This window comes from Acidovorax sp. FG60, from assembly GCF_057808995.1.
This window is the reverse complement of sequence record NZ_JBMDJC010000021.1, coordinates 39,023-62,917: the sequence shown is the minus strand read 5'-3', so window position 1 is coordinate 62,917 and position 23,895 is coordinate 39,023. Positions and strand designations below refer to the sequence as shown.

Annotated in this window: 24 protein-coding genes; 13 read left to right on the top strand and 11 right to left on the bottom strand. The window is 65.5% G+C overall.

What is annotated here, in order from left to right; genetic code table 11:
• The first annotated feature begins 105 nt into the window (after positions 1-105).
• Entirely contained in the window at positions 106-1,785 is a 1,680-nt protein-coding gene (locus tag ACODS0_RS23220) for a GMC family oxidoreductase (protein ID WP_488837434.1), read from the top strand.
• A gap of 20 nt (positions 1,786-1,805) precedes the next feature.
• Positions 1,806-2,156 carry an antibiotic biosynthesis monooxygenase family protein gene (locus ACODS0_RS23215; protein ID WP_121508865.1) on the top strand — a complete coding sequence of 117 codons (351 nt, stop codon included), beginning with the start codon at positions 1,806-1,808 and terminating at the stop codon, positions 2,154-2,156.
• A 36-nt stretch (positions 2,157-2,192) separates the two neighbouring features.
• Here ACODS0_RS23215 and ACODS0_RS23210 read toward each other — a convergent pair whose 3' ends face one another.
• Both ACODS0_RS23210 and ACODS0_RS23205 read right to left on the bottom strand, forming a co-directional pair.
• On the bottom strand, positions 2,193-2,525 hold the full coding sequence (locus ACODS0_RS23210) for a hypothetical protein (protein WP_121421975.1): 333 nt from the start codon (positions 2,523-2,525) through the stop codon (positions 2,193-2,195).
• Positions 2,526-2,689: 164 nt separating this feature from the next.
• Entirely contained in the window at positions 2,690-4,048 is a 1,359-nt protein-coding gene (locus tag ACODS0_RS23205; RefSeq protein WP_488837432.1) for an ammonium transporter, read from the bottom strand.
• A gap of 365 nt (positions 4,049-4,413) precedes the next feature.
• Between ACODS0_RS23205 and ACODS0_RS23200 the strand changes: the two genes are divergently transcribed.
• From ACODS0_RS23200 to ACODS0_RS23180, 5 genes are all read left to right on the top strand, one after another.
• Complete coding sequence (locus ACODS0_RS23200; RefSeq protein ID WP_055394375.1) at positions 4,414-5,172, top strand: sulfite exporter TauE/SafE family protein; 759 nt, start codon at positions 4,414-4,416, stop codon at positions 5,170-5,172.
• 254 nt (positions 5,173-5,426) lie between these two features.
• On the top strand, positions 5,427-6,191 hold the full coding sequence (locus tag ACODS0_RS23195) for a transporter substrate-binding domain-containing protein (RefSeq protein WP_121421973.1): 765 nt from the start codon (positions 5,427-5,429) through the stop codon (positions 6,189-6,191).
• Positions 6,192-6,316: 125 nt separating this feature from the next.
• Positions 6,317-7,099, top strand: coding sequence for an amino acid ABC transporter permease (locus ACODS0_RS23190; RefSeq protein WP_121421972.1), 783 nt, complete (start codon positions 6,317-6,319; stop codon positions 7,097-7,099).
• Positions 7,096-7,851, top strand: a complete 756-nt coding sequence (locus ACODS0_RS23185; protein WP_055394382.1) for an amino acid ABC transporter ATP-binding protein — start codon at positions 7,096-7,098, stop codon at positions 7,849-7,851. The genes ACODS0_RS23190 and ACODS0_RS23185 overlap by 4 nt, the downstream gene beginning before the upstream one ends.
• 88 nt (positions 7,852-7,939) lie before the next feature.
• Positions 7,940-8,836 (top strand): DMT family transporter, encoded by an 897-nt coding sequence (locus tag ACODS0_RS23180; protein WP_055394385.1) that lies wholly within the window; start codon positions 7,940-7,942, stop codon positions 8,834-8,836.
• A gap of 176 nt (positions 8,837-9,012) precedes the next feature.
• Here the strand turns inward: ACODS0_RS23180 and mrdA are convergent, their stop codons facing one another.
• The 4 genes from mrdA to ACODS0_RS23160 all read right to left on the bottom strand — a co-directional run bounded on the left by mrdA (position 9,013) and on the right by ACODS0_RS23160 (position 13,702).
• Positions 9,013-10,953, bottom strand: a complete 1,941-nt coding sequence (mrdA, locus tag ACODS0_RS23175; protein ID WP_488837428.1) for a penicillin-binding protein 2 — start codon at positions 10,951-10,953, stop codon at positions 9,013-9,015.
• A gap of 101 nt (positions 10,954-11,054) precedes the next feature.
• Complete coding sequence (gene mreD, locus ACODS0_RS23170) at positions 11,055-11,573, bottom strand: rod shape-determining protein MreD (protein ID WP_055394387.1); 519 nt, start codon at positions 11,571-11,573, stop codon at positions 11,055-11,057.
• A 31-nt stretch (positions 11,574-11,604) separates the two neighbouring features.
• The gene (gene mreC / locus ACODS0_RS23165; RefSeq protein ID WP_055394389.1) at positions 11,605-12,528 is read right to left on the bottom strand and encodes a rod shape-determining protein MreC; all 924 of its coding nucleotides are present in this window, start codon (positions 12,526-12,528) and stop codon (positions 11,605-11,607) included.
• Between the two features lie 130 nt (positions 12,529-12,658).
• Positions 12,659-13,702, bottom strand: coding sequence for a rod shape-determining protein (locus tag ACODS0_RS23160; protein ID WP_005798130.1), 1,044 nt, complete (start codon positions 13,700-13,702; stop codon positions 12,659-12,661).
• Positions 13,703-13,908: 206 nt separating this feature from the next.
• Here ACODS0_RS23160 and gatC point away from each other — a divergent pair, with 206 nt between their 5' ends.
• The 3 genes from gatC to gatB are packed head-to-tail and all read left to right on the top strand — an operon-like array spanning position 13,909 to position 17,164.
• Positions 13,909-14,208, top strand: coding sequence for an Asp-tRNA(Asn)/Glu-tRNA(Gln) amidotransferase subunit GatC (gatC, locus tag ACODS0_RS23155; RefSeq protein ID WP_055394393.1), 300 nt, complete (start codon positions 13,909-13,911; stop codon positions 14,206-14,208).
• A 12-nt stretch (positions 14,209-14,220) separates the two neighbouring features.
• Positions 14,221-15,714 carry an Asp-tRNA(Asn)/Glu-tRNA(Gln) amidotransferase subunit GatA gene (gatA, locus tag ACODS0_RS23150; RefSeq protein ID WP_228897654.1) on the top strand — a complete coding sequence of 498 codons (1,494 nt, stop codon included), beginning with the start codon at positions 14,221-14,223 and terminating at the stop codon, positions 15,712-15,714.
• Between the two features lies 1 nt (position 15,715).
• Positions 15,716-17,164: an Asp-tRNA(Asn)/Glu-tRNA(Gln) amidotransferase subunit GatB gene (gene gatB, locus ACODS0_RS23145; RefSeq protein ID WP_488837425.1), complete on the top strand. Its 1,449-nt coding sequence runs from the start codon at positions 15,716-15,718 to the stop codon at positions 17,162-17,164.
• Positions 17,165-17,287: 123 nt separating this feature from the next.
• Here gatB and ACODS0_RS23140 read toward each other — a convergent pair whose 3' ends face one another.
• Both ACODS0_RS23140 and pyrE read right to left on the bottom strand, forming a co-directional pair.
• Complete coding sequence (locus tag ACODS0_RS23140; RefSeq protein ID WP_488837423.1) at positions 17,288-17,998, bottom strand: DUF4124 domain-containing protein; 711 nt, start codon at positions 17,996-17,998, stop codon at positions 17,288-17,290.
• Between the two features lie 5 nt (positions 17,999-18,003).
• The gene (gene pyrE, locus ACODS0_RS23135; RefSeq protein ID WP_055394401.1) at positions 18,004-18,702 is read right to left on the bottom strand and encodes an orotate phosphoribosyltransferase; all 699 of its coding nucleotides are present in this window, start codon (positions 18,700-18,702) and stop codon (positions 18,004-18,006) included.
• Positions 18,703-18,712: 10 nt separating this feature from the next.
• On the opposite strand from pyrE, the gene ACODS0_RS23130 reads away from it, so the two are divergent.
• Positions 18,713-19,516, top strand: coding sequence for an exodeoxyribonuclease III (locus ACODS0_RS23130; RefSeq protein WP_055394411.1), 804 nt, complete (start codon positions 18,713-18,715; stop codon positions 19,514-19,516).
• Positions 19,517-19,538: 22 nt separating this feature from the next.
• A complete protein-coding gene (locus ACODS0_RS23125; protein WP_488837420.1) occupies positions 19,539-21,443 on the top strand; it encodes a GspE/PulE family protein in 1,905 nt (634 codons plus the stop codon).
• Between the two features lie 144 nt (positions 21,444-21,587).
• Here the strand turns inward: ACODS0_RS23125 and ACODS0_RS23120 are convergent, their stop codons facing one another.
• From ACODS0_RS23120 to gstA, 3 genes are read right to left on the bottom strand one after another with little or no spacing between them, the layout of a single operon-like run.
• Positions 21,588-21,965, bottom strand: a complete 378-nt coding sequence (locus ACODS0_RS23120; protein ID WP_055400737.1) for a nuclear transport factor 2 family protein — start codon at positions 21,963-21,965, stop codon at positions 21,588-21,590.
• Entirely contained in the window at positions 21,962-22,189 is a 228-nt protein-coding gene (locus tag ACODS0_RS23115) for a tautomerase family protein (RefSeq protein WP_121421962.1), read from the bottom strand. The genes ACODS0_RS23120 and ACODS0_RS23115 overlap by 4 nt, the downstream gene beginning before the upstream one ends.
• A 32-nt stretch (positions 22,190-22,221) precedes the next feature.
• Positions 22,222-22,830 (bottom strand): glutathione transferase GstA, encoded by a 609-nt coding sequence (gene gstA, locus ACODS0_RS23110; protein ID WP_488837417.1) that lies wholly within the window; start codon positions 22,828-22,830, stop codon positions 22,222-22,224.
• A gap of 111 nt (positions 22,831-22,941) precedes the next feature.
• Between gstA and ACODS0_RS23105 the strand changes: the two genes are divergently transcribed.
• Positions 22,942-23,859, top strand: a complete 918-nt coding sequence (locus tag ACODS0_RS23105) for a LysR family transcriptional regulator (protein WP_488837416.1) — start codon at positions 22,942-22,944, stop codon at positions 23,857-23,859.
• The last annotated feature ends 36 nt before the right edge of the window (positions 23,860-23,895 follow it).

The window sequence follows — 23,895 nt, the reverse complement described above, 5'->3', positions numbered from 1 at the left end:
TAGCTATATATTTAATAGCAATAGGCACTGACCCTCTCGACACACCCGGCGCCGTCCGCACAATGGCCCTCCGTCTCCTTCCACACATTGCCACCGCCCCTGCCCATGAGCGACCACACCACGTTTGACACCATCATCATCGGCGGCGGCACCGCCGGCGCCCTGCTGAGCAACCGCCTGAGCGCCGACGGCCGCCACCGCGTGCTCCTCATCGAGGCCGGCCGCAAGGACGACTACCACTGGATCCACATCCCCGTGGGCTACCTGTACTGCATCGGCAACCCGCGCACCGACTGGCTCTACAACACCGAACCCGATGCGGGCCTGAACGGCCGCACCCTGCGCTACCCGCGCGGCAAGACGCTGGGCGGCTGCAGCAGCATCAACGGCATGATCTACATGCGCGGCCAGGCGCGCGACTACGACCAGTGGGCCGAACTGACGGGCGACGCCAGCTGGCGCTGGGACAACGCCCTGCCCTACTTCCGCCGCCACGAGGACCACTGGCGCCTGGACCAGCCCGGCGGCGTGAATGAAAACTTCAAGCGCCTGCATGGCAACAAGGCCACCGGCAGCACCGGCGAGTGGCGCGTGGAGAAGCAGCGCCTGCGATGGGATGTGCTCGACGCCTTTGCCCAGGCCGCGCAGCAGGCGGGCATCCCGGCCACCGACGACTTCAACGGCGGCAGCAACGAAGGCGTGGGCTACTTTGAGGTCAACCAGAAAAGCGGCTGGCGCTGGAACACCGCCAAGGCATTCCTGCGGCCCACCTGCTACGGCCGCCCCAACTTCGAGATGTGGACCAGCGCGCAGGCCGCCAAGCTCATCGTCGAGACGCAGCCCGACGGCAGCAAGCGCTGCACTGGCGTGCAGGTGTGGGACGGCCAGGAGATGGTCACGGCCCGCGCAACGGGCGAGGTCATCCTGAGCGCAGGCGCGGTCAACTCACCGCAATTGCTGCAGCTGTCGGGCATCGGCCCGGGCGCGCTGCTGCGCCAGCACGGCATCGACGTGGTGCACGACCTGCCCGGCGTGGGCGCCAATTTGCAGGACCATCTGCAGATCCGCGCGGTGTTCAAGGTCAACGGCGTGGCCACGCTCAACACCATGGCCAGCTCGCTCTGGGGCAAGGCCAAGATCGGGCTCGAATACGCGACCAAACGCAGTGGCCCCATGAGCATGGCGCCCTCGCAGCTGGGGGCCTTCACGCGCAGCAGCGCCGACCAGCCCTACCCGAACATCGAGTACCACGTGCAGCCGCTGTCGCTCGACGCTTTTGGCGAGCCGCTGCACAGCTTTCCGGCCTTCACGGCCAGCGTGTGCAACCTCAACCCCACAAGCCGGGGCACGGTGAACATCAAGAACGCCGACTTCAAGGCCGCACCGGCCATCGCCCCCAACTACCTCAGCACCACCGAAGACCGCCAGGTGGCCGCCGACAGCCTGCGTGTCACGCGCCGCATCGTGGCCCAGCCCGCGCTGGCCAGGTACCAGCCCGAGGAGTGGAAACCCGGCGTGCAGTTTGAAAGCGACGAGGACCTGGCGCGCCTGGCCGGTGACATTGCCACCACGATCTTCCACCCAGTGGGCACGACGAAGATGGGGCGGGATGACGACCCGATGGCGGTGCTGGACTCCCAACTGCGCGTGCGCGGCATTGCAGGCCTGCGCGTGGTGGATGCGGGGGCCATGCCCACCATCACCAGCGGCAACACCAACTCGCCCACACTGATGCTGGCCGAGAAGGCGGCGGAGTGGATCATCCAGGCGCGGCGCGCGGCATGAGCGCGGATACCATCGCGCCCATGTACTCCTCCACCTTCATCTTTGCCACCAAACAATTCGACGACGCCTTCCACCGCCTGGACGAGGCGATTGCCACCGCCGCCCGCTCCATCGACGGCTACCTGGGCGAGGAATCGTGGGAGGACACGGGCAAGGGCCTCGTGTCCAACGTCTACTATTGGCAGTCGCTCGAAGCGCTGCAGGCATTGATGCAGCACCCCGCCCACCTGAAGGCCAAGGCGGCGCAAGCGCAGTGGCTCAACGGCTACCAGGTCGTGATTGCGCAGGTGCTGCGCACCTATGGCGATGACAAGCTGGCCGGGCTGCTGCCCACGGCGGGCCTGTTCGTGCAAGGCACGGCAGCGCACTGACACCGCCCGCGCAACGGCCACCCGGCCGCAGCGTGGTCAGCGAATCCCTCCCACATAACGGGGAACCTCCGGCGCAGGCTCTGGCGGCGGCGGCGCCATGCGCTGGCGCACCGCCTGCGTGGCCACATCCAGCAAGGGTCGGCGCGGCGCAGCAGGTGGGGCGGCATGGATGGCGAGATCGAGACGGTCGGCCCACTCGACCAGCTCCGGAACGTTGTCCTCCTGGGCACGTTGGCGTGCGAACCGCACGATCTCCAGCGCATATTCAACGTTGGAAGCCATCCATTCAGTGTCGGTCACGCGCCCCGTCTTGCGGCGCAGCAGCACATGCAAATGGGCGGCAATGGCAAGCTTGTCGGAATCGGGCATGGTCGGCTCCTTATGGCATTTCAGTCATCCATGGCGCTGCGCACCACCAACTGGCCATGACAGGGGCGCAGCCCAGGCCAGTGCCACCGTGGAACTGGCTTTGCCAGGCCACGGGTGGCGTCCCCCTCGGGGGAAGACGCGAAGCGGCTCAGGGGGGCTTCCATCTACCCCAGGCGCTCACGGTGCTGGGCAATGTCGAGCCCGGTCTGCTCGCTTTGCTCATCCACCCGCAGGCCCACAGCCAGGTTGGTGATCCACAACAGCACGGCGGTTGCGACGAGGCTGTAGGCCATCACAGCGCCCACGCCAATGGCCTGGGTGAGCAAGCTGCCTGGCACCCCCCCCACGGTGCGGCTGGCCAGCATGCCGGTGAGCAGCGAGCCCACGATGCCGCCGATGCCATGCACCCCAAACACGTCCAGGGAATCGTCGGCGCGCAGCAGGCGCTTGAGCCCCGTGGCGCCCCAGTAGCAGGCCAAACCCGCCACCACGCCAATCACCACTGCCGAGCGCAGCGTGACAAAACCCGCAGCAGGCGTGATGGCCACCAGCCCCGCCACCAGGCCAGAGCAAAGTCCCAGCAGGGATGGCCGCCCGCGCACCACCCACTCGCCCAGCATCCACGACAAGGCACCCGCCGCTGCGGCCAGGTGCGTCACCGCCATCGCCAGCCCCGCACGGCCGTCGGCGGCCACGGCAGAGCCTGCGTTGAAGCCGAACCAGCCCACCCACAACAAACCCGCGCCCGCCATGGTCAGCCCCAGGTTGTAGGGCTCGAACGCCTCGCGCCCATAGCCCGTGCGCCGCCCCAGGAACCACGCGCACACCAGCCCGGCCACACCCGCATTCACGTGCACCACCGAGCCTCCGGCAAAGTCCAGCGCACCCATCTGGGCCAGCCAGCCCCCTGGCTCCCACACCCAGTGCGCCACAGGGGCGTAGACCAGCAGGGTCCAAAGGCTGATGAAGATCAGCATGGCGGAAAACCGCATGCGCTCGACAAATGCCCCCACCAGCAGCGCGGCAGTGATGATGGCAAACGTGAGCTGGAACATGGCGTACACCGACTCGGGGATGTGCGGCGCCACATGGCTTACGGCCAGCTTGCCGCCAGCGAGCTGAAAGTCCAGGCCCGCAAAGCCGATGCGGTCCCATCCCCCCAGCCAGGGGCTGCCCGGGGTGAAGGCCAGCGAGTAACCCGCCCCAAACCACAGCAGGCTGACCAGCGCGGCAATGGCCACCACGCTGGCCATGGTGTTGAGCACGTTCTTCTTGCGCACCATGCCTGCGTAGAACAGGGCAATGCCCGGCAGCGTCATCAGCAGCACCAGCGCTGTGGAGGTCATCATCCACGCGGTATCTGCCGCGCTGATCGTGGTCTGCGCCACCAGCCCAGGACGTGTGAGGGACAAGGAAGGCACCGCTCCCGCCGCCACCTCTGGCGCCGTCTGCGCCAGCGCACTCGCGCACAGGCCCAGACACAGCGACCCTACCCCAACGAACCGGTGGTTGACTCCCCGCATGGCGGCTCCCTTTCGCAAATTGTTACAAGCGCGATTGCACGAGCCGTGCCAACCCCAACACCCCGATTCCGCCCCTGGAAACCCGATCACTGCCCCACAACGGGGGCGGGAAACCCCCAATGCACCAGCGGAGTGCAGTCGCTACAGTTGCGGCACTCGAAAGCGCGCTTCGGTGTGCCAAGCGAGGGGCCCGAGGAGACACTCTTTCTACCAATAAACAAATTTCAAGCACCCAACGAGGTGCGTTTTTTTCCAGGCGCTGGCGATCCCAGCGCCTTTTTCTTGCCTGTTCTACGCTGGCCTCCCTTTCGCCAGTGCCCCGAGGAGTCCTGAATCCATAGCAGGCAAGCTGCGAAAATCCTGCGATGGAATGGATTTTTATTACCTTTGCCTCGCTGCTCGCAGGCTTCGTGGATGCCATCGTGGGGGGTGGCGGGCTGGTGATGGTGCCGGCCCTGTTTGCGGCTTTCCCCGGGGCGCCCCCTGCCACGCTGCTGGGCACCAACAAGGCGGCCTCGGTGTGGGGCACGGCCATGGCCACCTGGCAGTACAGCCGCAAGGTGCAGGTTCGCTGGTCGGCCATGCTGCCCGCGGCAGCGGCCGGTTTTGCGGGGTCGTTTGCAGGCGCCTGGGCCGTGACCGTGATGTCGGCCGACTTCCTGCGCAAGCTGCTGCCCCTGGTGCTGCTGGGGGTGCTGGTCTACACGCTGGCCAAGAAAGAGTTGGGGCGGCACCACACACCCCGCTTTGCGGGCAGGGCCGAAGTGCTGGCGGCCTGCCTGATCGGCGTGGTCATCGGCTTTTATGACGGCTTCTTCGGCCCGGGCACCGGCAGTTTTTTCGTTTTTCTGTTTGTGCGGCTGCTGGGCTATGACTTCCTGAACGCCTCGGCCTCGGCCAAGCTGCTCAATTGCGCCACCAACATCGCCGCCATCGCGCTGTTTGCCGCCAAGGGCCATGTGTGGTGGCACTTTGCGGTGACGCTGGCCATCGCCAATGTGGTGGGCAGCCTGCTGGGCACGCACCTGGCGCTCAAGCACGGCACGGGTTTTGTGCGTGGCATCTTCATCGTGGTGGTGAGCACGCTGATCCTCAAGACGGGTTACGACGCGTTCCTGCGCTAGCCGAGGCCCGAAGGGGCTCGTGCCCCCGGATGGCATCATGCTTGCTAAGCTGAGCTGGCCTACCACCAGGGCGCCCCGAGGTCATCGGGGTTGCCCTGCATGGCCCGAATGTGAACGCCCGTCCTATAATTTCTGCGCATTTCCGTTTGATGACGAGGCCCATCGCTGTTGGCGATGCCTGCATTCACCCGCTCCGGCTTGCCTACCCGCATGCCGGATTTTTTGTACCTGAACCACCCCCACAGGAACCTGCCATGAAGTTTTTCAAGTCTGCCGTTGTCACCGCCGTGGCGCTGTGCGCTGCCCTCGCCGTCCAGGCCCGCACGCTGGACGAAATCAAGAAGGACGGCAAGATCATCGTGGCCACCGAAGGCCAGTTTGCCCCGTTCAACTTCTTCGAAGGCACCAAGCTGACGGGTTTCGAGGTGGAAGTGGCAGAGCTGGTGGTCAAGAAGATGGGCCTGAAGCTCGAATGGAAGACGCTGGGCTTTGACGCGCTGCTGACCGGCCTGGGCCAAAGCCGCTGGGACGCTGTCATCGCCTCGCACGGCGTGACCGAAGAACGCTCCAAGGCTGTCACGTTTGCCAACCCCCACTACTGCTCGGGCGGCATCATCGTGGCCATGGACGCAAAAATCCGCAACGCCAAGGACCTGACCGGCAAGGTGGTGGCAGTGCAGACCGGCACCAGCTACCTGGAAAACGTGCAGAAGCTCACCGGGGTGAAGGAGGTGAAGAACTTCCCGCAGGACACCGACGCCCAGCGCGCCCTGATCTCCAAGCGCGTCGACGCCTGGGTGAGCGACAAGTTCGTGGCCAAGGAAGCCGCCGCCAAGAACGCCAAGGCCGGGTTCAAGCTCGGCGACATGCTGTTCATCGAACGCATCGCCCCCGCCATGGCCAAGGGCAACACCGGCCTGGCCGATGCCTGGAACAAGGCGTTTGCCGAAGTGCTGGCCGATGGCAGCTACGCCGCCGTCTCCAAGAAGTATTTCAACGAAGACGTGCGCTGCAACTGATATAAAAACACGCTACGGGGTGCGCTGGGCCTGGCCCGTTGCGCACCCTTTGCTGTTTTTGACGGCGTCACCATGGTCCTGCCGCCGGCCCGATTTCCAACCAAGACCTTCCGGTCGTCCGATCCATGCTTCTCGCTCTTTGGCCACAAGGCTGGTCCCGACAGCAGCGCAGCAATGCCACGCTGGTCGCTGCACTGGTGCTGATGGTTCTGGCCCTCTCGTTGCTGGGCCAGCTGCTTTCGTTCTTTCCTGACCCCATCGGCCCCAACGCCCAGGCGTTTTCCGAAGGCGCGCGCACCACGCTGTGGCTCACGCTGGTCAGTGGTGCCGTGGGCCTGGTGCTGGGCACGGCGGCGGCGCTGGCCCGCACCGCCCGCTGGACGGCCGTGCGCTGGATTGCCGGCGTGTACATCTGGGCTATTCGCGGCACGCCGCTCTTGGTGCAGATCCTGTTTGTGTACTTTGCCCTGCCCGTGCTGGTGCCGGGGCTGAACCTGCCCGACTTTGCCGCCGCCGTCGTGGCCCTGGGGCTGAACGTGGGCGCCTACAACGCCGAAGCCCTGCGTGCAGGCCTGCTGGCCGTGCCGCGCGGGCAGACCGAGGCCGCCAAGGCGCTGGGCCTGGGCCGCATGCATGTGTTCCTGGACGTGGTGTTTCCGCAGGCGTTCAAGATCTCGCTGCCGCCGCTGGTGAGCAACTTTGTGGCACTGCTCAAGGACTCGTCACTGGCCTACGCCATCGGCGTGGTGGAGCTGACCAATGTGGGCAACCGCATCCAGTCGGCCACGTTCCAGCCCATTGCCACGCTGACCACGGTGGCCATCACCTACCTGCTGCTGACCACGCTGGTCACGCAAGTCTCCAACGCCGTCGAATACCGCTTTGACGTGGAAGGGCGCAACCGATGACCGCAACGACCAACCAGCCCAAGCCCTACATCGTGGCCGAGCGGGTGTGCAAGTCGTTTGGTGCACACCAGGTGCTCAAGGACGTCTCCACCGTGTTCCACACCGGCGAGGTGACGGTGATCATCGGCGCCTCCGGCTCGGGCAAGAGCACGCTGCTGCGCGCCATCAACCGGCTGGAACCCCACGACAGCGGGCGCATCACCATCGATGGCGTGGACGTCTGCGACGACCTCGCCACCCTGCAGCGCCAGCGCTGCGAGGTGGGCATGGTGTTCCAGCAGTTCAACCTGTTCGGCCACATGAGCGTGCTGGACAACGTGACGCTGGCGCCCCGCCGCATTCGCCGCACCCCGCGCACCCAGGCCAACGACGAAGCCATGCAGCTGCTGCGCCGCGTGGGCATGCAGGACCACGCACACAAGTACCCGTGGCAGCTGTCGGGCGGGCAGCAGCAGCGGGTGGCCATTGCGCGTGCGCTGGCCATGCAACCCAAGGTGATGCTGTTTGACGAGCCCACATCGGCACTCGACCCCGAGATGGTCAAGGAAGTGCTGGACGTGATGCGAGGCCTCGCGCGTGGTGGCATGACCATGATTGTGGTCACCCACGAAATGGGCTTTGCGCGCGAGGTGGCCGACCGCGTGATGTTCTTCGATCAGGGCCGCATTGCGCACGATGCGCCGCCGCAGGAGTTCTTCAGCAACCCGGCCAATGACCGCATCCGCGCGTTCCTGGGCCAGGTCAGCCACTGAGCCGCGTCCTCACCGGACTGCACTGCAAAGCAGAGGCCGCCGGGCAACCGGCGGCCCTTTTTTCTTTTGGTTTTGGGGAATTCTTCCGATGCGTACTGAACGCTGGGGCCTGATGGCCCTGTTGGCTGTGACCGTGGTGTGGGGCACCACCTTCCCGGCGATGAAACTGCTCTCGGCGCACCTGGACGCGCTGCAGATCATCTGGCTGCGGTTCGTGATCGCGCTGCTGGTGCTGGCGCCGTTGTGGCGCGGCATGCTGCGCCACGAGCGGCGCTGGGGCTGCGCGCTGGGGTTGCTGCTGTTCCTGGCGTTCTGGCTGCAGATCGAGGGCCTCGCGCGCACCAGCAGCAACCGCAATGCGTTTGTCACCGGCCTGAACGTGCTGGTGGTGCCGCTGATCGCCATGGCCTTCCTGGGACGGCGCTATGGCTGGCGACTCTGGGGTGCCTGCGTGATGGCGCTGGCGGGCATGGCGCTGATGTTCCACGAAAACGAGCCCTGGAACCTGGGCGATACGCTGACGCTGGCCAGCACCGTGTTCTACGCGCTGTACATCCTGGCGCTGGAAGAGTGCGCACGCCGCACGGCCGCGCAGCCGCTGCGGGCCACCCGCATGGCCGCCGCGCAGGCCACGGTGATGGCGCTGGCGTCCACCGCGCTGCTGCTTGCGCAGGGCGAGGGCATGGGCTGGCTACGGTCCGTGGCCGACCTGCCTCTGGATGCGTTGCTGGCGCTGCTGTACCTGGGCCTGCTGGCCAGCGTAGTGGTGGTGACGCTGCAGGCCTGGGGCCAGCAGCGCGTGGACGCCATGCGCAGCGCCATCGTGTTCGGGCTGGAGCCGGTGTTCGCGGCCCTCACAGCCTGGGTGCTGCTCGGGGAAAGGCTGGGCTGGGCGGGGCTCGGTGGCGCCGCGCTCATCGTGGCAGCGCTGGTGTTCAGCCAGATCCAGCCTGCTGCGCGCGCAGGCCGGACGCAACGGGCCTGAGAGGCGCGGTACGCCCTCCGAGCCGTTCCGCGCGTTCCTCTCAGGGGAACGCCACCCATGGTCTGGCGGAGCCTGTTCCACAGGTGGCACGGGCACCACGGGCGCGGCCATTTCAAGCCAAGACGGACTCTAGCGCTTATCCACAAAGCGCAAACAGCTATTATTTATATAGCAAACTATGGCGCAATCAGCGGCACATCGACCGCTTTGCGGGGCTTGCCGATCGGGGCCGAGGCCAGGCCTTTTTGCACAGCCGCCATGTCTTCCTCGTTGGGATAGTCACCCAGCAGCCAGTAGTCAAACACCCGGCGCGCGATGGGGGCGGCGTGCGCAGCGCCGAAACCGGCGTTTTCCACGATGGCCGCAATCACGATGGTGGGGTTTTCGGCAGGAGCAAAGGCGGCAAACAGCGAGTGGTCACGCTGGTGTTCTTCCAGCGCCCTGGCGTTGTATTTGACGTTCTGGCCCATCGTCACCGCCTGGGCTGTGCCGGTCTTGCCGCCCGAGGTGTAGGGCGCCCCGGCAAACACGCGCGTGCCGGTGCCGCCCTTGTTCACCGCCACCATGGCGTTGCGCACGATGTCCACGTTCTTCGGCAAAAAACCCAGATCCACTCCCGGCGGCTGGCTGATCTCGGTGACGACGCCCGTGACCGCGTTTTTCACCGCCTTGGCCATGTGCGGCCGGTAGCGAATACCGCCATTGGCCAGCGTGGCCTGCGCCAGCGCCAGCTGCAGCATCGTGAAGTTGTTGTAGCCCTGGCCAATGCCCAGCGACACGGTTTCGCCGGGGAACCAGCGCTTCATCTCGGGGCGCTTGTAGGCATTGCGCTTCCACTCGGTGCTGGGCAAGGTGCCGCGCACTTCGCCATTGAGGTCGATGCCCGTGGACTGTCCAAAGCCCAGCGGCTTCATGAAGTCATGGATGGCATCGACACCCATCTCCACCGCCAGCGAATAGAAATACGTGTTGCTCGACTGCTGGATGGCGCGGTGCATGTCCACCCCGCCCAGCCCGCCCTCGTGGCTGCGGAAGGTGTGGCCGCCGAAGGTATAAAAGCCCGGGTCGTTGACCACCATGCTGGGCGAGCGCTTGCCCAGCTGCAGCGCGGCCAGCGCCATGAAAGGCTTGTAGGTGGAGCCCGGCGGGTAGGTGCCGCGCATGGCGCGGTTGAGCAGGGGCTTGTCGATGGATTCGTTGAGCGCGGTCCAGTTCTCCACGTCGATGCCTTCGACGAACAGATTGGGATCGAACGTGGGCTTGCTCACCAGCGCCAGGATCTCGCCGTTGCGCGGGTCGATGGCCACCAACGCGCCCCGGCGGTTGCCGTACATGTCTTCAATGAGCTTTTGCAGCTTGATGTCGATCGACAGCATCACACTGTCGCCGGGCGTGGCCGCGTGGCTGGAGAGCTTGCGCACCGCCCGCCCCCCGGCCGAAGTTTCCATCTGCTCGACCCCGGTGGCGCCGTGCAGGGCTGACTCGAAGCTCTGCTCGATGCCCAGCTTGCCGATGTATTCGGTGCCCCGGTAGTTGGCCTCGTCTTCGGAGTCCTGGATGCGCGCCTTCTCCGTCTGGTTGATGCGGCCGATGTAGCCGATGGCATGGCTGGCCACGTCACCCAGCGGGTAGTTGCGAAACAACCGTGCCTTGATGTCCACGCCCGGAAAACGGTAGCGCTGTGCGGTGAACCGCGCCACTTCCTGGTCGGTCAGCCGCGTGCGGATGGGGAGGGACTCGAAGTTTCGCGACTCTTCCATGAGCCGCTTGAAGCGGCGCCGGTCACGGCTCTGGATTTCCACCACCTTGGACAGCTCGTCGATGGTCTCGTCCAGCACCCCGACGCGCGAGGGCGTGATCTCCAGTGTGTAGGCCGAATAGTTGGTGGCCAGCACCACGCCGTTGCGGTCCAGGATGAGCCCCCGGTTGGGCACGATGGGCACCACCGCCGTACGGTTGCTCTCGGCCTGCGCCGCCAGGTCTTCGTGCCGGACCACCTGCAGATACACCAGCCGGGCAGCAATGAGGCAGAACGCAAAAAACACCAGGGCGCCGATGACCAAGGCCCGCACCCGAAAGCGCGAAGCATCGGCTTCGCTGCTGCGCACCTCAGTCACGCCCACCCTCCCATTCGGGCGCGCGCAAGCCCAGGCTCAACCCCCAGGGGCCAAGGCGGAACGCTGGCGAAATGCGCGGGCATCAAGAAAGGCATGATGGGCTACAGAGGCCGGTTCTGGTCGCGGTCGGGCGGGCGGCGCTGCGGAGCCAGAAGCACCCAGCTGGCCAGGGGCCACAGCAAGGCCTCCAGCACCGGTGCGAGAAAACTCCACAGCCCCGGGAATATGCCCCCGGACGCCATCCGCAGCAAGAGCTCGATCGCGTGGGCGAGGGCAAACAGGGGCAACACCTGTAAGGCCTGCGACGGCACGCTGAACCACAGCAGGCGGCGGTGAATGGCAATCGCGCCAAACGACAGCACGGTATAGGACAGCGCATGCTGGCCCAGCAGCGCCGACTGGCTCACGTCCATGCACAGGCCCAGCAGGAACGCTACCCCCATGCCGATGCGCAGCGGCTGGTGCACGCCCCAGAAGACCAGCAGCACCATAAGCACATCGGGCGTCCAGACGATGCGGCCGAGCGGCAGCATGTTGATGGCCAGGCCCACAGCCAAGCTGGCCCAGATGAAGACCGGGTTCACCGGCATCAGCAGGGGCTCACCACGCGGCATGATCATCGTGGGCCTCCTTGTGGGGTCAAGCGGTGGCTCACTTGCGGCCTCCGCGCTTGTTGGCGGGGACAGCCGGGGCGGGTTCGGGACGCGCCAGTTCATTGTCGGCCAGCGGCTTGAGCACCACCACATGGCGCGCGCCCTGCACCTGGGCGAGCGGTATGCAATAGATGCGCGCAAACGCAGAGTCGGCACGGCGCTCCACCCGCACCACGCGCGCCACAGGCAGGCCGGGCGGGTACAGACCGTCCACACCGCTGGTGGTCAGCAGGTCGTCCTCGCGAATGTCTGCATTGGCGGGCATGAAGCGCAGCTCCATGCCACCGCCATGGCCCGCCACCGGGTCGCCATAGGCCACGCCGCGCACACCGGTACGGATGTTCAGCACCGGAATCGCCTGATCGCGGTCTACCAGCAAGGTGACTTCGCTGACCAGCGGGAACACGCGGGTGACCTGACCCAGCACACCGGCTTCATCCATCACGGGGGCGCCCAGTTCCACGCCACCCATCTGCCCCCGGTCCAGCACCACGCGGCGCGTGTAGGGGTCGGCCGTGTCGTAGATCACCTCGGCCGCCTGGGCGGGTGTCTGCAGCCGGTCGCGCAGCTCCAGCAGTTTGCGCAGCCGCTGGTTTTCCATCGCCAGCTGATCTGCCTGGTTGGCCCGCTGGCCCATCACGGTCATTTTCTTGCGGGCGGCATCCAGGTCATCCTGCGCGGTTTGCAGCGACTGGAAATAGCTGCGCCCGTGGCTGGCGAATTCCACGGGCTGCAGCATGAGCCACTGCACGGGGTACAGCACCGTGGCCACGGCCTGACGGAAGGGGCCGGTGATCTGAAAGCGTGCATCGGCCACCATGAGGAACAGCGCGAGCGCGCTGAACACGGCCAAACGCGACAGGGCCGAAGGGCCCTGTTTGAAGAAAGGGGGAGCGCTGCGCTCCAGAGTACCCAGGGGCATGGTGCGCAGCGGTCAGGATCTGCCGCGTGGAGGCGGCTCCACGGGCGGGTGCTCAGAAACAAGCATTGGAGCAGGTGCAGTCATGCAATTCAGAGCGAAAAAAGTGCCTGCAGCATACAGGCCCGCTGGCTTACTCGCTCGTGAAAATGCTGCCCAGGCGGTCCATGCGCTCCAGGGCGATGCCGCAGCCGCGCACCACGCAGGTCAGCGGGTCTTCGGCCACCAGCACGGGCAGGCCGGTTTCCTCGGCCAACAGGCGGTCCAGGTCGCGCAGCAGAGCGCCACCGCCGGTCAGCATCATGCCCCGGTCGGCAATGTCGGCGCCCAGCTCAGGGGGGGTTTGTTCCAGCGCGTTCTTCACGGCCGAGACGATCTGGTTGAGCGGGTCGGTCAGGGCTTCCAGCACTTCGTTGGACGAAATGGTGAAGCTGCGTGGCACGCCCTCGCTGAGGTTGCGGCCCTTGACTTCCATCTCGCGCACTTCGGAGCCCGGGAAGGCCGAACCGATGTTCTTCTTGATGGCTTCGGCGGTGGGCTCGCCAATCAACATGCCGTAGTTGCGGCGGATGTAGCTGATGATGGCCTCGTCAAACTTGTCACCGCCCACGCGGACGCTGCCCTTGTAGACCATGCCGCCCAGCGAGATCACGCCCACTTCGGTGGTGCCGCCACCGATGTCCACGACCATGGAGCCCGAGGCTTCCGAGACGGGCAGACCAGCGCCGATGCCAGCAGCCATGGGTTCTTCGATCAGGTACACCGCCGTGGCGCCCGCAGCCTCGGCCGCGTCCTTGATGGCGCGGCGCTCGACCTGGGTGGAGCCGCAGGGCACACAGATGATGATGCGCGGGCTGGGGGTGAACAGCGTGCGCGGGTGCACCATCTTGATGAACTGCTTGATCATCTGCTCGGTGATCACGAAGTCGGCGATCACGCCATCCTTCATGGGCCGGATGGCTTCGATGTTGCCAGGCACCTTGCCCAACATGGCCTTGGCTTCACGACCTACGGCCTGGATGACTTTCTTGCCGTGGGGGCCACCTTCGTGGCGGATGGCGACGACGGAAGGTTCATCAAGAACGATACCTTTGTCGCGGGCGAAGATGAGGGTGTTGGCTGTGCCAAGGTCAATGGCAAGGTCGGTGGAGAAGTACCGACGGAAAGCTCCGAACATTCAAAAGTCCTCTCGGGCACGGCATGCACGTCGGCCTGCCATCGCCAGGTATTTCAGGGGTGTTTATTGGCTTTTTTCACGCAATTGACTCCCATTCCGGGAGCTTTGCGGCAAAGCCGGGATAATACCCCATCCCCTGTGAATAACTCCCTCCGGCGAGCACCGGATCACAGCTTTACTTCTGGTTTCTCTAGATTCTCCTCCCTATGGCACTGACCCCCCAGGACATCGGCCGCATTGCCAACTTGGCGCGGCTTGAGCTGACACCTTCCGAAAGTGAGCGCATGCTCACGCAGCTCAATGGTTTCTTTGACATCGTGGAACAGATGCGGGCTGTGGATACCTCGGGCGTCACGCCCCTGGCCCACCCCGTGGCCGCCATCCAGGACGTGCAGCTGCGCCTGCGCGAAGACCTGGCCAGCGAGCCCAACCAGCGCGAAGCCAACCAGCAAAGCGCCCCCGCTGTCGAACGAGGCCTGTTCCTCGTGCCCAAAGTGATCGAGTAAGAGCCCCGCCGCATGACTTCCACCGCATTGCATGACCTGGGCGTGGCCCAGCTGGCCACCGAGCTGCGCGAGCGCCGCGTCTCGGCCGTCGAGGCCGCCCAGCATTTCCTCGCCCGCGCACAGGCCCACCAGAACCTGGGCGCCTACGTGGCCGTGAACCCGGACATCACCCTGGCCCAGGCCCGCGCGCAAGACGCAGCCATCGCCGCAGGCACCGCCGGCCCGCTGGCGGGCGTGCCGATTGCGCACAAGGACATCTTTGTCACCAAGGATTTCCCCAGCACCGCCGGCTCCAAGATGCTCGCGGGCTACCAGTCGCCCTTTGACGCCACCGTGGTCACCAAGCTCGCCGACGCGGGCGCCGTGACACTGGGCAAGCTCAACTGCGACGAGTTCGCCATGGGCTCGGCCAACGAAAACTCGGCCGTCGCCCCCGTGGGCTTTGACGCCCCCGCCCCCGTGCGCAACCCCTGGGCCACCGACCGCATCCCGGGCGGCTCGTCCGGCGGCAGCGCCGTGGCCGTGGCCGCACGCCTGGCCCCGGCCGTCACCGGCACCGACACCGGCGGCTCCATCCGCCAGCCCGCCTCGTTCTGCGGCATTACCGGCATCAAGCCCACCTATGGGCGCGCCAGCCGCTACGGCATGATCGCGTTTGCCTCCAGCCTCGACCAGGCCGGCCCCATGGCCCGCTCGGCCGAAGACTGCGCGCTGCTGCTGTCCGCCATGTGCGGCCCCGACCCGGACCGCGACTCCACGTCGCTCGATGTGCCTGCCGAAAACTTCAGCGCCAAGCTCAACGACAGCATCGACGGCCTGCGCATCGGCATCCCCGCCGAGTTCTTTGGCGAAGGCCTGGCGCCCGACGTGCGCGCCGCCGTAGATGGTGCCCTGAAGGAATACGAGAAGCTCGGCGCCAAACTCGTACCCATCAGCCTGCCGCGCACGCAGCTGTCCATTCCGGTCTACTACATCATTGCTCCGGCCGAAGCGTCGTCCAACCTCTCCCGCTTTGACGGCGTGAAGTTCGGCCACCGCGCCAAGGACTACACCGACCTGGTGGACATGTACAAGAAGACCCGCGCCGAAGGTTTTGGCGACGAGGTCAAGCGCCGCATCATGATCGGTGCGTACGTGCTCTCGCACGGCTACTACGACGCCTACTACCTGCAGGCACAGAAGATCCGCCGCATGATTGCCGACGACTTCCAGAACGCGTTCAAGAGCTGTGACGTCATCGCCGGCCCCGTGGCCCCCACAGTGGCCTGGAAGCTGGGCGACCACGGCAACGACCCGCTGGCCGACTACCTGGCCGACATCTTCACCCTGCCCGGCTCGCTGGCTGGCCTGCCGGGCATGAGCGTGCCCGCCGGTTTTGGCGAGGGCGGCATGCCTGTGGGCCTGCAGCTGCTGGGCAACTACTTTCAGGAAGCCCGCCTTCTGAACGCTGCGCACCGCCTGCAGCAAGCCACCGATTTCCACCTCCGCCGTCCGGAGGGCTTCTGACATGACCGCCAAACTGATCCATGGCTACGAAGTCGTCATCGGCTTCGAAACCCACACCCAGCTCGCAACAAAGAGCAAGATCTTCAGCCGCGCGCCCACCGCCTTTGGTGCCGAGCCCAACACGCAAGCCTGCGCGGTGGACCTGGCCCTGCCGGGCACCCTGCCCGTGATGAACCGCGAGGCCGTAGCCTGCGCTATCAAATTGGGACTCGCCCTCGGCTCCCACATTGCGCCAGTGAGCATTTTTGCGCGCAAGAATTACTTCTACCCCGACCTGCCCAAGGGCTACCAGATCAGCCAGTTCGAGATTCCGGTGGTGCAAGGCGGTGAGGTGGAATTCTTTCTGGGCGATGAGAAAAAGACCGTGCGCCTGGTGCGCGCCCACCTCGAAGAAGACGCAGGCAAGTCCTTGCATGAAGACTTCATCGGCCAGAGTGGTATCGACCTGAACCGCGCGGGCACACCGCTCCTGGAGATCGTGACGGAGCCCGACATGCGCTCGTCCGAAGAGGCCGTGGCCTACGCGAAGGAGCTGCACAAGATCGTCACCTGGATCGGCATCTGCGACGGCAACATGCAGGAAGGCAGCTTCCGCTGCGACGCCAACGTGTCGGTACGCAAGCCCGGCGCCGAATTGGGCACACGACGCGAGATCAAGAACCTGAACTCGTTCAAGTTCATGCAGCAGGCCATCGACTACGAAATCCGCTGGCAGATCGAGCAGATCGAGGACGGCCACGCGATCCAGCAGGCCACCGTGCTGTTCGACCCGGACACGGGCGAAACGCGCGCGATGCGGACCAAGGAAGATGCGGCGGACTACCGCTACTTCCCAGACCCCGACCTGCCTCCACTACACATTTCAGAGCAGTGGGTGCAGGAAGAACGGGCGCAAATGGCCGAATTGCCTCGTACCATGGCCGCACGTTTTGTGGCGGACTATGGCCTGCCCGAGTACGACGCCACCACGCTCACGCAGAGCAAGGCCATGGCGGCGTACTTTGAAGCGGCCGCCAAAGCCTGCAGCCAGCCCAAGCTGGCCAGCAACTGGATCATGGGAGAGGTGTCGCGCCGCCTGAACATGGCGGAGACCGGTATCGAGCAGGCCCCTGTCACGGCAACTCAGCTGGCCGCATTGATCGGCCGCATTGCCGACGGCACGATCTCCAACAACGCCGCCAAGCAGGTGTTTGACGCGCTGTGGACCGGAGAGTCGAACGACGTGGATGCCGTCATCGAATCCAAGGGACTCAAGCAGATGAACGACTCCAGCGCGCTGGAGAAGATCATCGACGAAGTGATTGCCGCCAACCCCGACAACGTGGCGCAGTTCCGCGCGGGCAAGGACAAGGCCTTCAACGCGCTGGTCGGCCAGATCATGAAAGCCAGCAAGGGCAAGGCCAATCCGACGCAGGTCAACGAACTGCTGCGCGCCAAACTGGCGGACTGAGCGCAAGGCTGTTGAAGCTGCCGCAAAAACAAAGGGGCCTTTCGGCCCCTTTGCTTTTATGCTGTCCATCCGAGGCAGCGATGCGGCGCGTTCTATGGTCCGCTGCTACCCTAACTCGGTGGGTTATCGGCTGCCGCCCGCAGGCACCGCGCTGGCAGCGGGCGCCGCGACAGCAGACGCTGCGGAGGGGGGCACACGCTGCGCATCCCACAGCTTGCGCAACTGCGACAGCTCGGTGTCAAACCGCGCATGCACGCGGCGCTTTTCCTGGTCTTGCCCCGCGATGAAGCGCTGCTGCTCGGCTAGGCTGTCGTCAATCTCAGCGATCTTGCGGCGCAGCGTCATGGGGGCCTTGTTGGGGTCCTTCTTGTAGAACTCCATCTCCACATCGAGCTTCTTGCGCTCCGCCTTCAGCTCCAGCGTTCGCTTTTCTGCGGTGGCCGTCACGTCATCCACCATCTGGATGGCCGCAGCGCGCTCCATATCGTGGGCGGCCTTGTCGGGGTAGCGGGCCACCAGCACCCGTTCGCGGCGGCGCTCTTCCACCACACGGGCGCGCTCTTCGGCATCCTTGCGGTTCTGGGCGTCCTGGGCTGCGCGCTCAAGCTCGGTGAGCGAGGGGCCAATCTGGCGGCGCGTGATGCCCGAAGGGCTGAGTTCGCGCTGCTCGCGGTCCAGGCATTCCGGAATGGGCCGGTCGGCCGTCAGCCGACGGCCGTTGCGGTCCACGCACGTGTAAATACCGCCCGTCGCACCCTGGGACTGTGCCGAGGCCAGCTCTGCGCCCAGGGTGAGCAGCATCACCCCGCCCATGATCCACGCCGACTTGCTCAAATGGTCTACCCTTCGTTAACACCGTACCGCTGGCGATAGGCCAGCACCTTTTCGTGATGCGAGCGCATCCCCTCTTCCCCGTTTTGGGAGAGATACAGCAATAAGTCTGCCAACCGGGCAATGGCACACACCTGCATGCCCAGTTGCTCGCGCACGTACTGCACGGCGCTGTGGTCCACGTCCTGGCCATTCTCCGTGGCTTTTTCCTGGCGGTCCAGCGCAATTGCAACCGCATGCGGCGTGGCACCCGCAGCGCGGATGATGGCGATGGACTCGCGGGCGGCGGTGCCAGCCGACATCACGTCGTCCACGATCAGCACCCGGCCTTTGAGGGGTGCGCCCACCAGCGTGCCGCCCTCGCCGTGGTCCTTGGCCTCCTTGCGGTTGTAGGCAAAGGGCACGTTGCGGCCCAGGCGCGCCAGCTCCACGGCCACGGTAGCGGCCAGCGGAATGCCCTTGTAGGCAGGGCCGAACACCATGTCGAATTCGATGCCGCTGGCCAGCAGGGCTTTTGCATAGAATTCCGCGAGCCGCCCGATCTTGCGGCCATCGTCGAACAGCCCTGCGTTGAAGAAATACGGGCTCAGGCGCCCCGCCTTGGTCTTGAATTCGCCAAACCGCAGCACGCCCGATTCGACGGCAAAACGTACAAAATCCTGCGCCAGCTGGCCCTGTTCAGAGGTTTGCGCGCCAACATCCACCATGGGGAATTCCTTGTTCAAGTTAACCAGCCTCAATCTCAATGGCATCCGCTCGGCCACCAGCAAAGGCGTGGAAAGCTGGATGGCAGCCACGCGGCCGGATTGTATTTGTGTGCAGGAAGTGAAGGCCCAGGCTGCCGACATGGCCAACCGGTTCGAGCGCATGGCGGGCCTGCAGGGCCACTTCCACTATGCCCAAAAAAAGGGCTATTCCGGCGTGGGCATCTATACCCGGCACGAACCCTCTGATGTAGTCATTGGCTATGGGTCAGCGGAATTCGATACAGAAGGCCGATATGTGGAGCTGCGTTTTGACACACCGGCCCGCAAGCTGTCGATCATCAGCGCTTACTTTCCGAGTGGTTCCTCGGGCGAAGAACGCCAGCAGGCGAAGTTCCGGTTCCTGGCCGAGATCCATCCCCACCTGATGAAAGTCAAGCGCGAACGTGACTTCATTCTGTGCGGCGACATCAACATTGCGCACCAGCAAATCGACCTCAAAAACTGGCGCAGCAACCAGAAAAACAGTGGTTTTTTACCCGAAGAACGGGCCTGGATGACAAAACTGTTGCACACAACTGATGAGGGCGGCGGCATCATAGACGTTTACCGTCAGTTACAACCTACCGCCACAGACACCGCCTACACATGGTGGAGCAACCGGGGGCAGGCGTATGCCAACAACGTGGGTTGGCGGCTGGACTACCACCTGGCCACCCCCGCGCTCGCGGCGCTGGCACGTGCTGAATCCATCTACAAAGGTGAAAAGTTCTCAGACCACGCTCCCATCACGGTGGACTATGACTTCAGCCTTTGACGATGCCCGCTCCTGACCCTTGATGACCGACACCGCTGTTCCCCCCTCCCTCCCCGCCCACGGATTCCGCCCGCCCAATGCGGAATCCTTGTGGAAACAGCTCTCCGCCCCCCATCCCACCGTCGGCAAGGCGCGGCACCTGGGTGAGGCGCTGATCCACGCCGGCATGTTGTCCCCGTCGGCCCTGCAAGACGGCCTGCAGGCCCAGCAGCAGGAGCGCAGCGCCGGGCAGAACCGGCTGATCGGGCAGATCCTGGTGGATGACGGTGTCTTGACACAGGAGCAGTTGCGCCAGGTCATTGCCGCGTGGCTGGGCGACTACACCGTGCACCCCGGCGACATCACCCCCGATCCGGCGGCCCTGGCCATGGTGCCCCGGGCGATGGCAGAGCGTGAATCGGTGCTGCCGCTGATTGCCCGCGATGACGCGCTGGTGCTGCTGATGGCCGACCCGCTCGATCGCGTGCTGCTGGACGAACTGCGGTTTCTCACGCAGCGGCGGCTCATTCCGCTGCAGGCCGCGCCAGGCACGCTGATGCCCGCCATCCACCGCGCCTACCGCACCCAGTCTGGCGGCGCCGACGCCACCACCGCTGCCCGCGCCACCTCGCGCGAGCTGGCCGCCAACCTGGGCAGCACCGTCCCGGACGCAGACTCCGAGCAGGCCGACGTGATCAGCGAGTCGGACAACACCCTGGTGCGGCTCATCAACTCGGTGATCGACGAAGCCATTCACCACCGCGCGTCCGACATCCACATCGAGACCGAGCCCGCGCCGCAGAACGTGCGCATCCGCCTGCGCATCGACGGCGACCTCACGCCCTACCTGGAGCTGCCCGCGCGCTACCGCTTTGCGATGGTGGCGCGCATCAAGATCATGGCGGGCATGGACATCTCCGAGCACCGCAAGCCCCAGGACGGCAAGATCGACTTCGCGCGCTTCGGAGGCCCACCGGTGGAGCTGCGTGTGGTTACCGTGCCCACCTCGCGCGGACTGGAAGACGTGGTGCTGCGCCTGCTGGCGGGTGCCAAGCCCCTGCCGCTGGAGAACATCGGCCTGAGCCAGCCCAACCTGCTGGCGCTGCGCTCCGTGGTGCAAAAAAGTTATGGCCTGGTGCTGGTGTGCGGCCCTACGGGCTGCGGCAAGACGACCACGCTGCACTCGGTGGTGCGCGACATCAACACCGCAGGCCGCAAGATCTGGACGGCCGAAGACCCCATCGAGATCACGCAGGAGGGCCTGCGCCAGGTGCAAGTGAACCCGCGCATCGGCTGGACCTTTGCCGCCGCCATGCGCACTTTTTTGCGGGCCGACCCCGACGTGATCATGATCGGCGAGATGCGCGACGAGGAAACCGCGCGCATCGCCATCGAGGCCTCGCTGACGGGGCACCTGGTGCTGTCCACCCTGCACACCAACTCGGCGCCCGAGAGCATTGCGCGGCTGCTGGAGATTGGCCTGGACCCGTTCAACTTCTCCGATTCGCTGCTCGCCATCCTGGCCCAGCGCCTGGTGCGCCGCCTGTGCACAGCCTGCCGCGAGCCACGTGTGGCCGACCACGACACGCTGCTGGGCCTGGCATCGCAGTACCTGGACAGCGGCACCAACAACTCCCCCGAGGCCCGCGAGGCACAGGTGGCGCGCTGGCGCCAGCAGCACGGCGGCGCACAGGGCGAGCTGCGCCTGTGGCGCCATGTGGGCTGCACGAAGTGCGAAGGCCATGGTTACCACGGCCGGCTGGGCATCCATGAGCTGATGATGAGCGACGAGACCATTCGCCAGCACATCCGCCACCGCGCCCCCGCCTCGGACATCCGCCACTCGGCACTGGCCGCCGGCATGCTGACCCTGCGCCAGGACGGCATCGAGAAGGTGCTGCAGGGGCTGACCGACATGTCGGAAGTGGTCGCGGCAACCAACCTGTGAGGCGGGCCCACCGCCGATGATGCCTGCCGCCGGTTTTTTAGCCAAATTGGGCTCTAGCGCTTATCTGACAAGCGCTAGCAGCTATCAATCAATGAGTCCTTCCGAGAAGAGGAACTCGCCCACCGGCTTGCGCGCACCGCCGCCTCAGCGATCCAGCTCGTAGTGAAACACCTTGGCAATGATCTGCCAGCGCCCGTCCACGTGGATCAGGGTCAGCAGGTCGGTGAAGTGCTTGGGCAGGATGGCACATTCCACCCTGGCCAGGGCCGTCACCGGCCCGGCAAACTCGATGGACAGGATGCGCTCCTGCACCGTCTCGCCCCGGCTGGCGGGCGAGGGGCGCTGGTCCACGATGGGGAAATATTCCTCCATGCGCAGGATCACCGCAGGCTCGGCCGTGGCGCAGGCATAGACCGCCTGCGGGTGGAACACGCGGCGCAGGCGCTGTGTATCGCTGTGGCACAGGCCGTCGAAATATTCCTGCAGCACGGCGGCGACTGCGTCAAAGCGCGGGTCACTCATGGCGCGCTCCCGTCGGCGGCGGCGCGAGCGCGCTGGCGGCGCACGGTCACCGTTTCACCGGCCACGCCCCAGTTGTCGGTCTCGACCTCGTCGATCACGACAAAGGTGGTGGCGGGCTCCTTGTTCAGAACGCGCACCAGCAAATCGGTGGCGCCTTGGATCAGCGCCGCTTTTTGCGCACTGCTGACGCCTTCACGGGTCACTTTGATGTTGATGTAAGGCATGGCTATTTTCCTTGGGATGAAGCAATGGCCTCTCAGCCCAGCAACCCTTCGGCCCGCATCGCGGCCTGCACGGCGGGGCGCGCGGCCACACGGCGCAGGAAAGCCTGCAGATGGGCCAGGTCGCTGATATCCAGCTTCACGAACTTGGCCCAACCCAGCACCACAAAAAGGTAGGCATCGGCCGCCGTGAAGTGCTCGCCCGTCAGGTAGGGGCCGTGCTGCAGCTGCGCGTCCAGCCAGTCCATCTTCTTGCGCAGCAGAGCGGCCAGCGTGGCCTTGGCGTTGTCGTCCAGCCCGGCGTGGAACAAGGGCGTGAAGGACTTGTGCAGCTCGGTGCTCACGTAGTTCTGCCACTCCATCACCCGGTAGCGCGCCAGCGTACGAGCTGCGGGCATGAGCTGCGTGGCCTGGGCCTGGTCGGCGATGTATTGCGCAATGACCGGGCCTTCGGTGAGGCGGGAGCCGTCCGCCAGCTCCAGCACAGGCACCTGGCCTTTGGGGTTGATGGCATAAAAATCGCGCCCGTCTGCCATGCGGTGGCGCTCGGTATCGACCTTCTCCAGTTCGAAAGTGAGGCCACATTCGCGCAACAGGATGTGGGGCGACAGGGAGCAGGCGGCGGGAGAAAAGTACAGCTTCATGGGGTTGCCTTTGGAGCGTGGTGGAAAGATGAAGCGATGGTATTGAGGATGCAAACAGCAATAAACTAGGCTTCAGGAATTTCACTGATTACATGAAGTAATAAACAGAACATGGCGCGCCAATTTGACGACCTGAAGCTGGGCAGCATCGAACTGTTCTGCCTGACCGCGCAGTGGCAAAGCTTCACGGCCGCCGCCCAGGCGGCCGGGCTGACGGCGGCGGCCGTGAGCCGATCGGTGGCGCGCATGGAGGCGCGCCTGGGCGTGCGGCTGTTCCAGCGCACCACGCGCCAGGTGCGGCTGACCGACGCAGGCAAGCGCTACTACGAGCAATGCCGCCCGGCGCTGGGCCAGCTGGCCGAGGCAGAACGCGAGCTGTCGGGCCAGCAGCAAAGCCCGGCAGGCCTCGTGCGCTTCAGCCTGCCCACCTCCTACGGGCACTGCCGAATCCTGCCCCTGCTGCCCGCATTTGCGCAGGCCTACCCCGACGTGGAGCTGGAACTGCAGTTGAGCAACCGCAACGTGGACTTCACCGAAGAAGGCTATGACCTGGCCGTGCGCGGTCGAGCCCCCATCGACTCGGGGCTGGTGGCGCGCAAGCTGGAGGACGCCGCCCTGGTGGTGGTCGCTGCCCCGGCGTACCTGGCGCGTTGCGGCACGCCGCATGCCATCGCCGACCTGGCGGCGCACGAATGCATCCAGTTTGTGCTGCCCAGCAGCGGCCAGGCGGTGCCATGGATACTGCGCGACGCCGCCGGGCGCGATGTGGAGGTGCCCACCCAAGGCCACCTGCGCTGTGCCGACGACATCCTGGGCCCCGTGACCCTGGCGCGTGCAGGCGCAGGGCTGCTGCAGACCTACCGGTTCATTGTGGAGGCCGATCTGCACAGCGGCGCCTTGCGGGAGGTGCTGCCCGCCCATGCCGGTGCCTCTCGCCCGTTTTCGCTGCTGTATCCCGCCAACCGGCACATGCCCCTGCGCGTGCGCGTGCTGGTGGATTTCCTCGTCGATCGGCTGGCACAGGCTTGAGCCTCTCCCGGCCGCCGTGCGCCAGGCCTGCAAAAA

What these genes read in the sequence shown, in the direction of transcription:
- ACODS0_RS23210 (WP_121421975.1), bottom strand. Translation starts at nt 2,525, where the DNA reads ATGCCCGATTCCGACAAGCTTGCCATTGCCGCCCATTTGCATGTGCTG.
- gatC (WP_055394393.1), top strand. Translation starts at nt 13,909, where the DNA reads ATGGCACTGACCCCCCAGGACATCGGCCGCATTGCCAACTTGGCGCGG.
- mreD (WP_055394387.1), bottom strand. Translation starts at nt 11,573, where the DNA reads ATGATCATGCCGCGTGGTGAGCCCCTGCTGATGCCGGTGAACCCGGTC.
- ACODS0_RS23190 (WP_121421972.1), top strand. Translation starts at nt 6,317, where the DNA reads ATGCTTCTCGCTCTTTGGCCACAAGGCTGGTCCCGACAGCAGCGCAGC.
- ACODS0_RS23205 (WP_488837432.1), bottom strand. Translation starts at nt 4,048, where the DNA reads ATGCGGGGAGTCAACCACCGGTTCGTTGGGGTAGGGTCGCTGTGTCTG.
- gatB (WP_488837425.1), top strand. Translation starts at nt 15,716, where the DNA reads ATGACCGCCAAACTGATCCATGGCTACGAAGTCGTCATCGGCTTCGAA.
- ACODS0_RS23200 (WP_055394375.1), top strand. Translation starts at nt 4,414, where the DNA reads ATGGAATGGATTTTTATTACCTTTGCCTCGCTGCTCGCAGGCTTCGTG.
- ACODS0_RS23180 (WP_055394385.1), top strand. Translation starts at nt 7,940, where the DNA reads ATGCGTACTGAACGCTGGGGCCTGATGGCCCTGTTGGCTGTGACCGTG.
- ACODS0_RS23115 (WP_121421962.1), bottom strand. Translation starts at nt 22,189, where the DNA reads ATGCCTTACATCAACATCAAAGTGACCCGTGAAGGCGTCAGCAGTGCG.
- mreC (WP_055394389.1), bottom strand. Translation starts at nt 12,528, where the DNA reads ATGCCCCTGGGTACTCTGGAGCGCAGCGCTCCCCCTTTCTTCAAACAG.
- ACODS0_RS23215 (WP_121508865.1), top strand. Translation starts at nt 1,806, where the DNA reads ATGTACTCCTCCACCTTCATCTTTGCCACCAAACAATTCGACGACGCC.
- gatA (WP_228897654.1), top strand. Translation starts at nt 14,221, where the DNA reads ATGACTTCCACCGCATTGCATGACCTGGGCGTGGCCCAGCTGGCCACC.
- ACODS0_RS23160 (WP_005798130.1), bottom strand. Translation starts at nt 13,702, where the DNA reads ATGTTCGGAGCTTTCCGTCGGTACTTCTCCACCGACCTTGCCATTGAC.
- ACODS0_RS23185 (WP_055394382.1), top strand. Translation starts at nt 7,096, where the DNA reads ATGACCGCAACGACCAACCAGCCCAAGCCCTACATCGTGGCCGAGCGG.
- ACODS0_RS23125 (WP_488837420.1), top strand. Translation starts at nt 19,539, where the DNA reads ATGACCGACACCGCTGTTCCCCCCTCCCTCCCCGCCCACGGATTCCGC.
- pyrE (WP_055394401.1), bottom strand. Translation starts at nt 18,702, where the DNA reads ATGGTGGATGTTGGCGCGCAAACCTCTGAACAGGGCCAGCTGGCGCAG.
- gstA (WP_488837417.1), bottom strand. Translation starts at nt 22,830, where the DNA reads ATGAAGCTGTACTTTTCTCCCGCCGCCTGCTCCCTGTCGCCCCACATC.
- ACODS0_RS23105 (WP_488837416.1), top strand. Translation starts at nt 22,942, where the DNA reads ATGGCGCGCCAATTTGACGACCTGAAGCTGGGCAGCATCGAACTGTTC.
- ACODS0_RS23220 (WP_488837434.1), top strand. Translation starts at nt 106, where the DNA reads ATGAGCGACCACACCACGTTTGACACCATCATCATCGGCGGCGGCACC.
- ACODS0_RS23120 (WP_055400737.1), bottom strand. Translation starts at nt 21,965, where the DNA reads ATGAGTGACCCGCGCTTTGACGCAGTCGCCGCCGTGCTGCAGGAATAT.
- ACODS0_RS23195 (WP_121421973.1), top strand. Translation starts at nt 5,427, where the DNA reads ATGAAGTTTTTCAAGTCTGCCGTTGTCACCGCCGTGGCGCTGTGCGCT.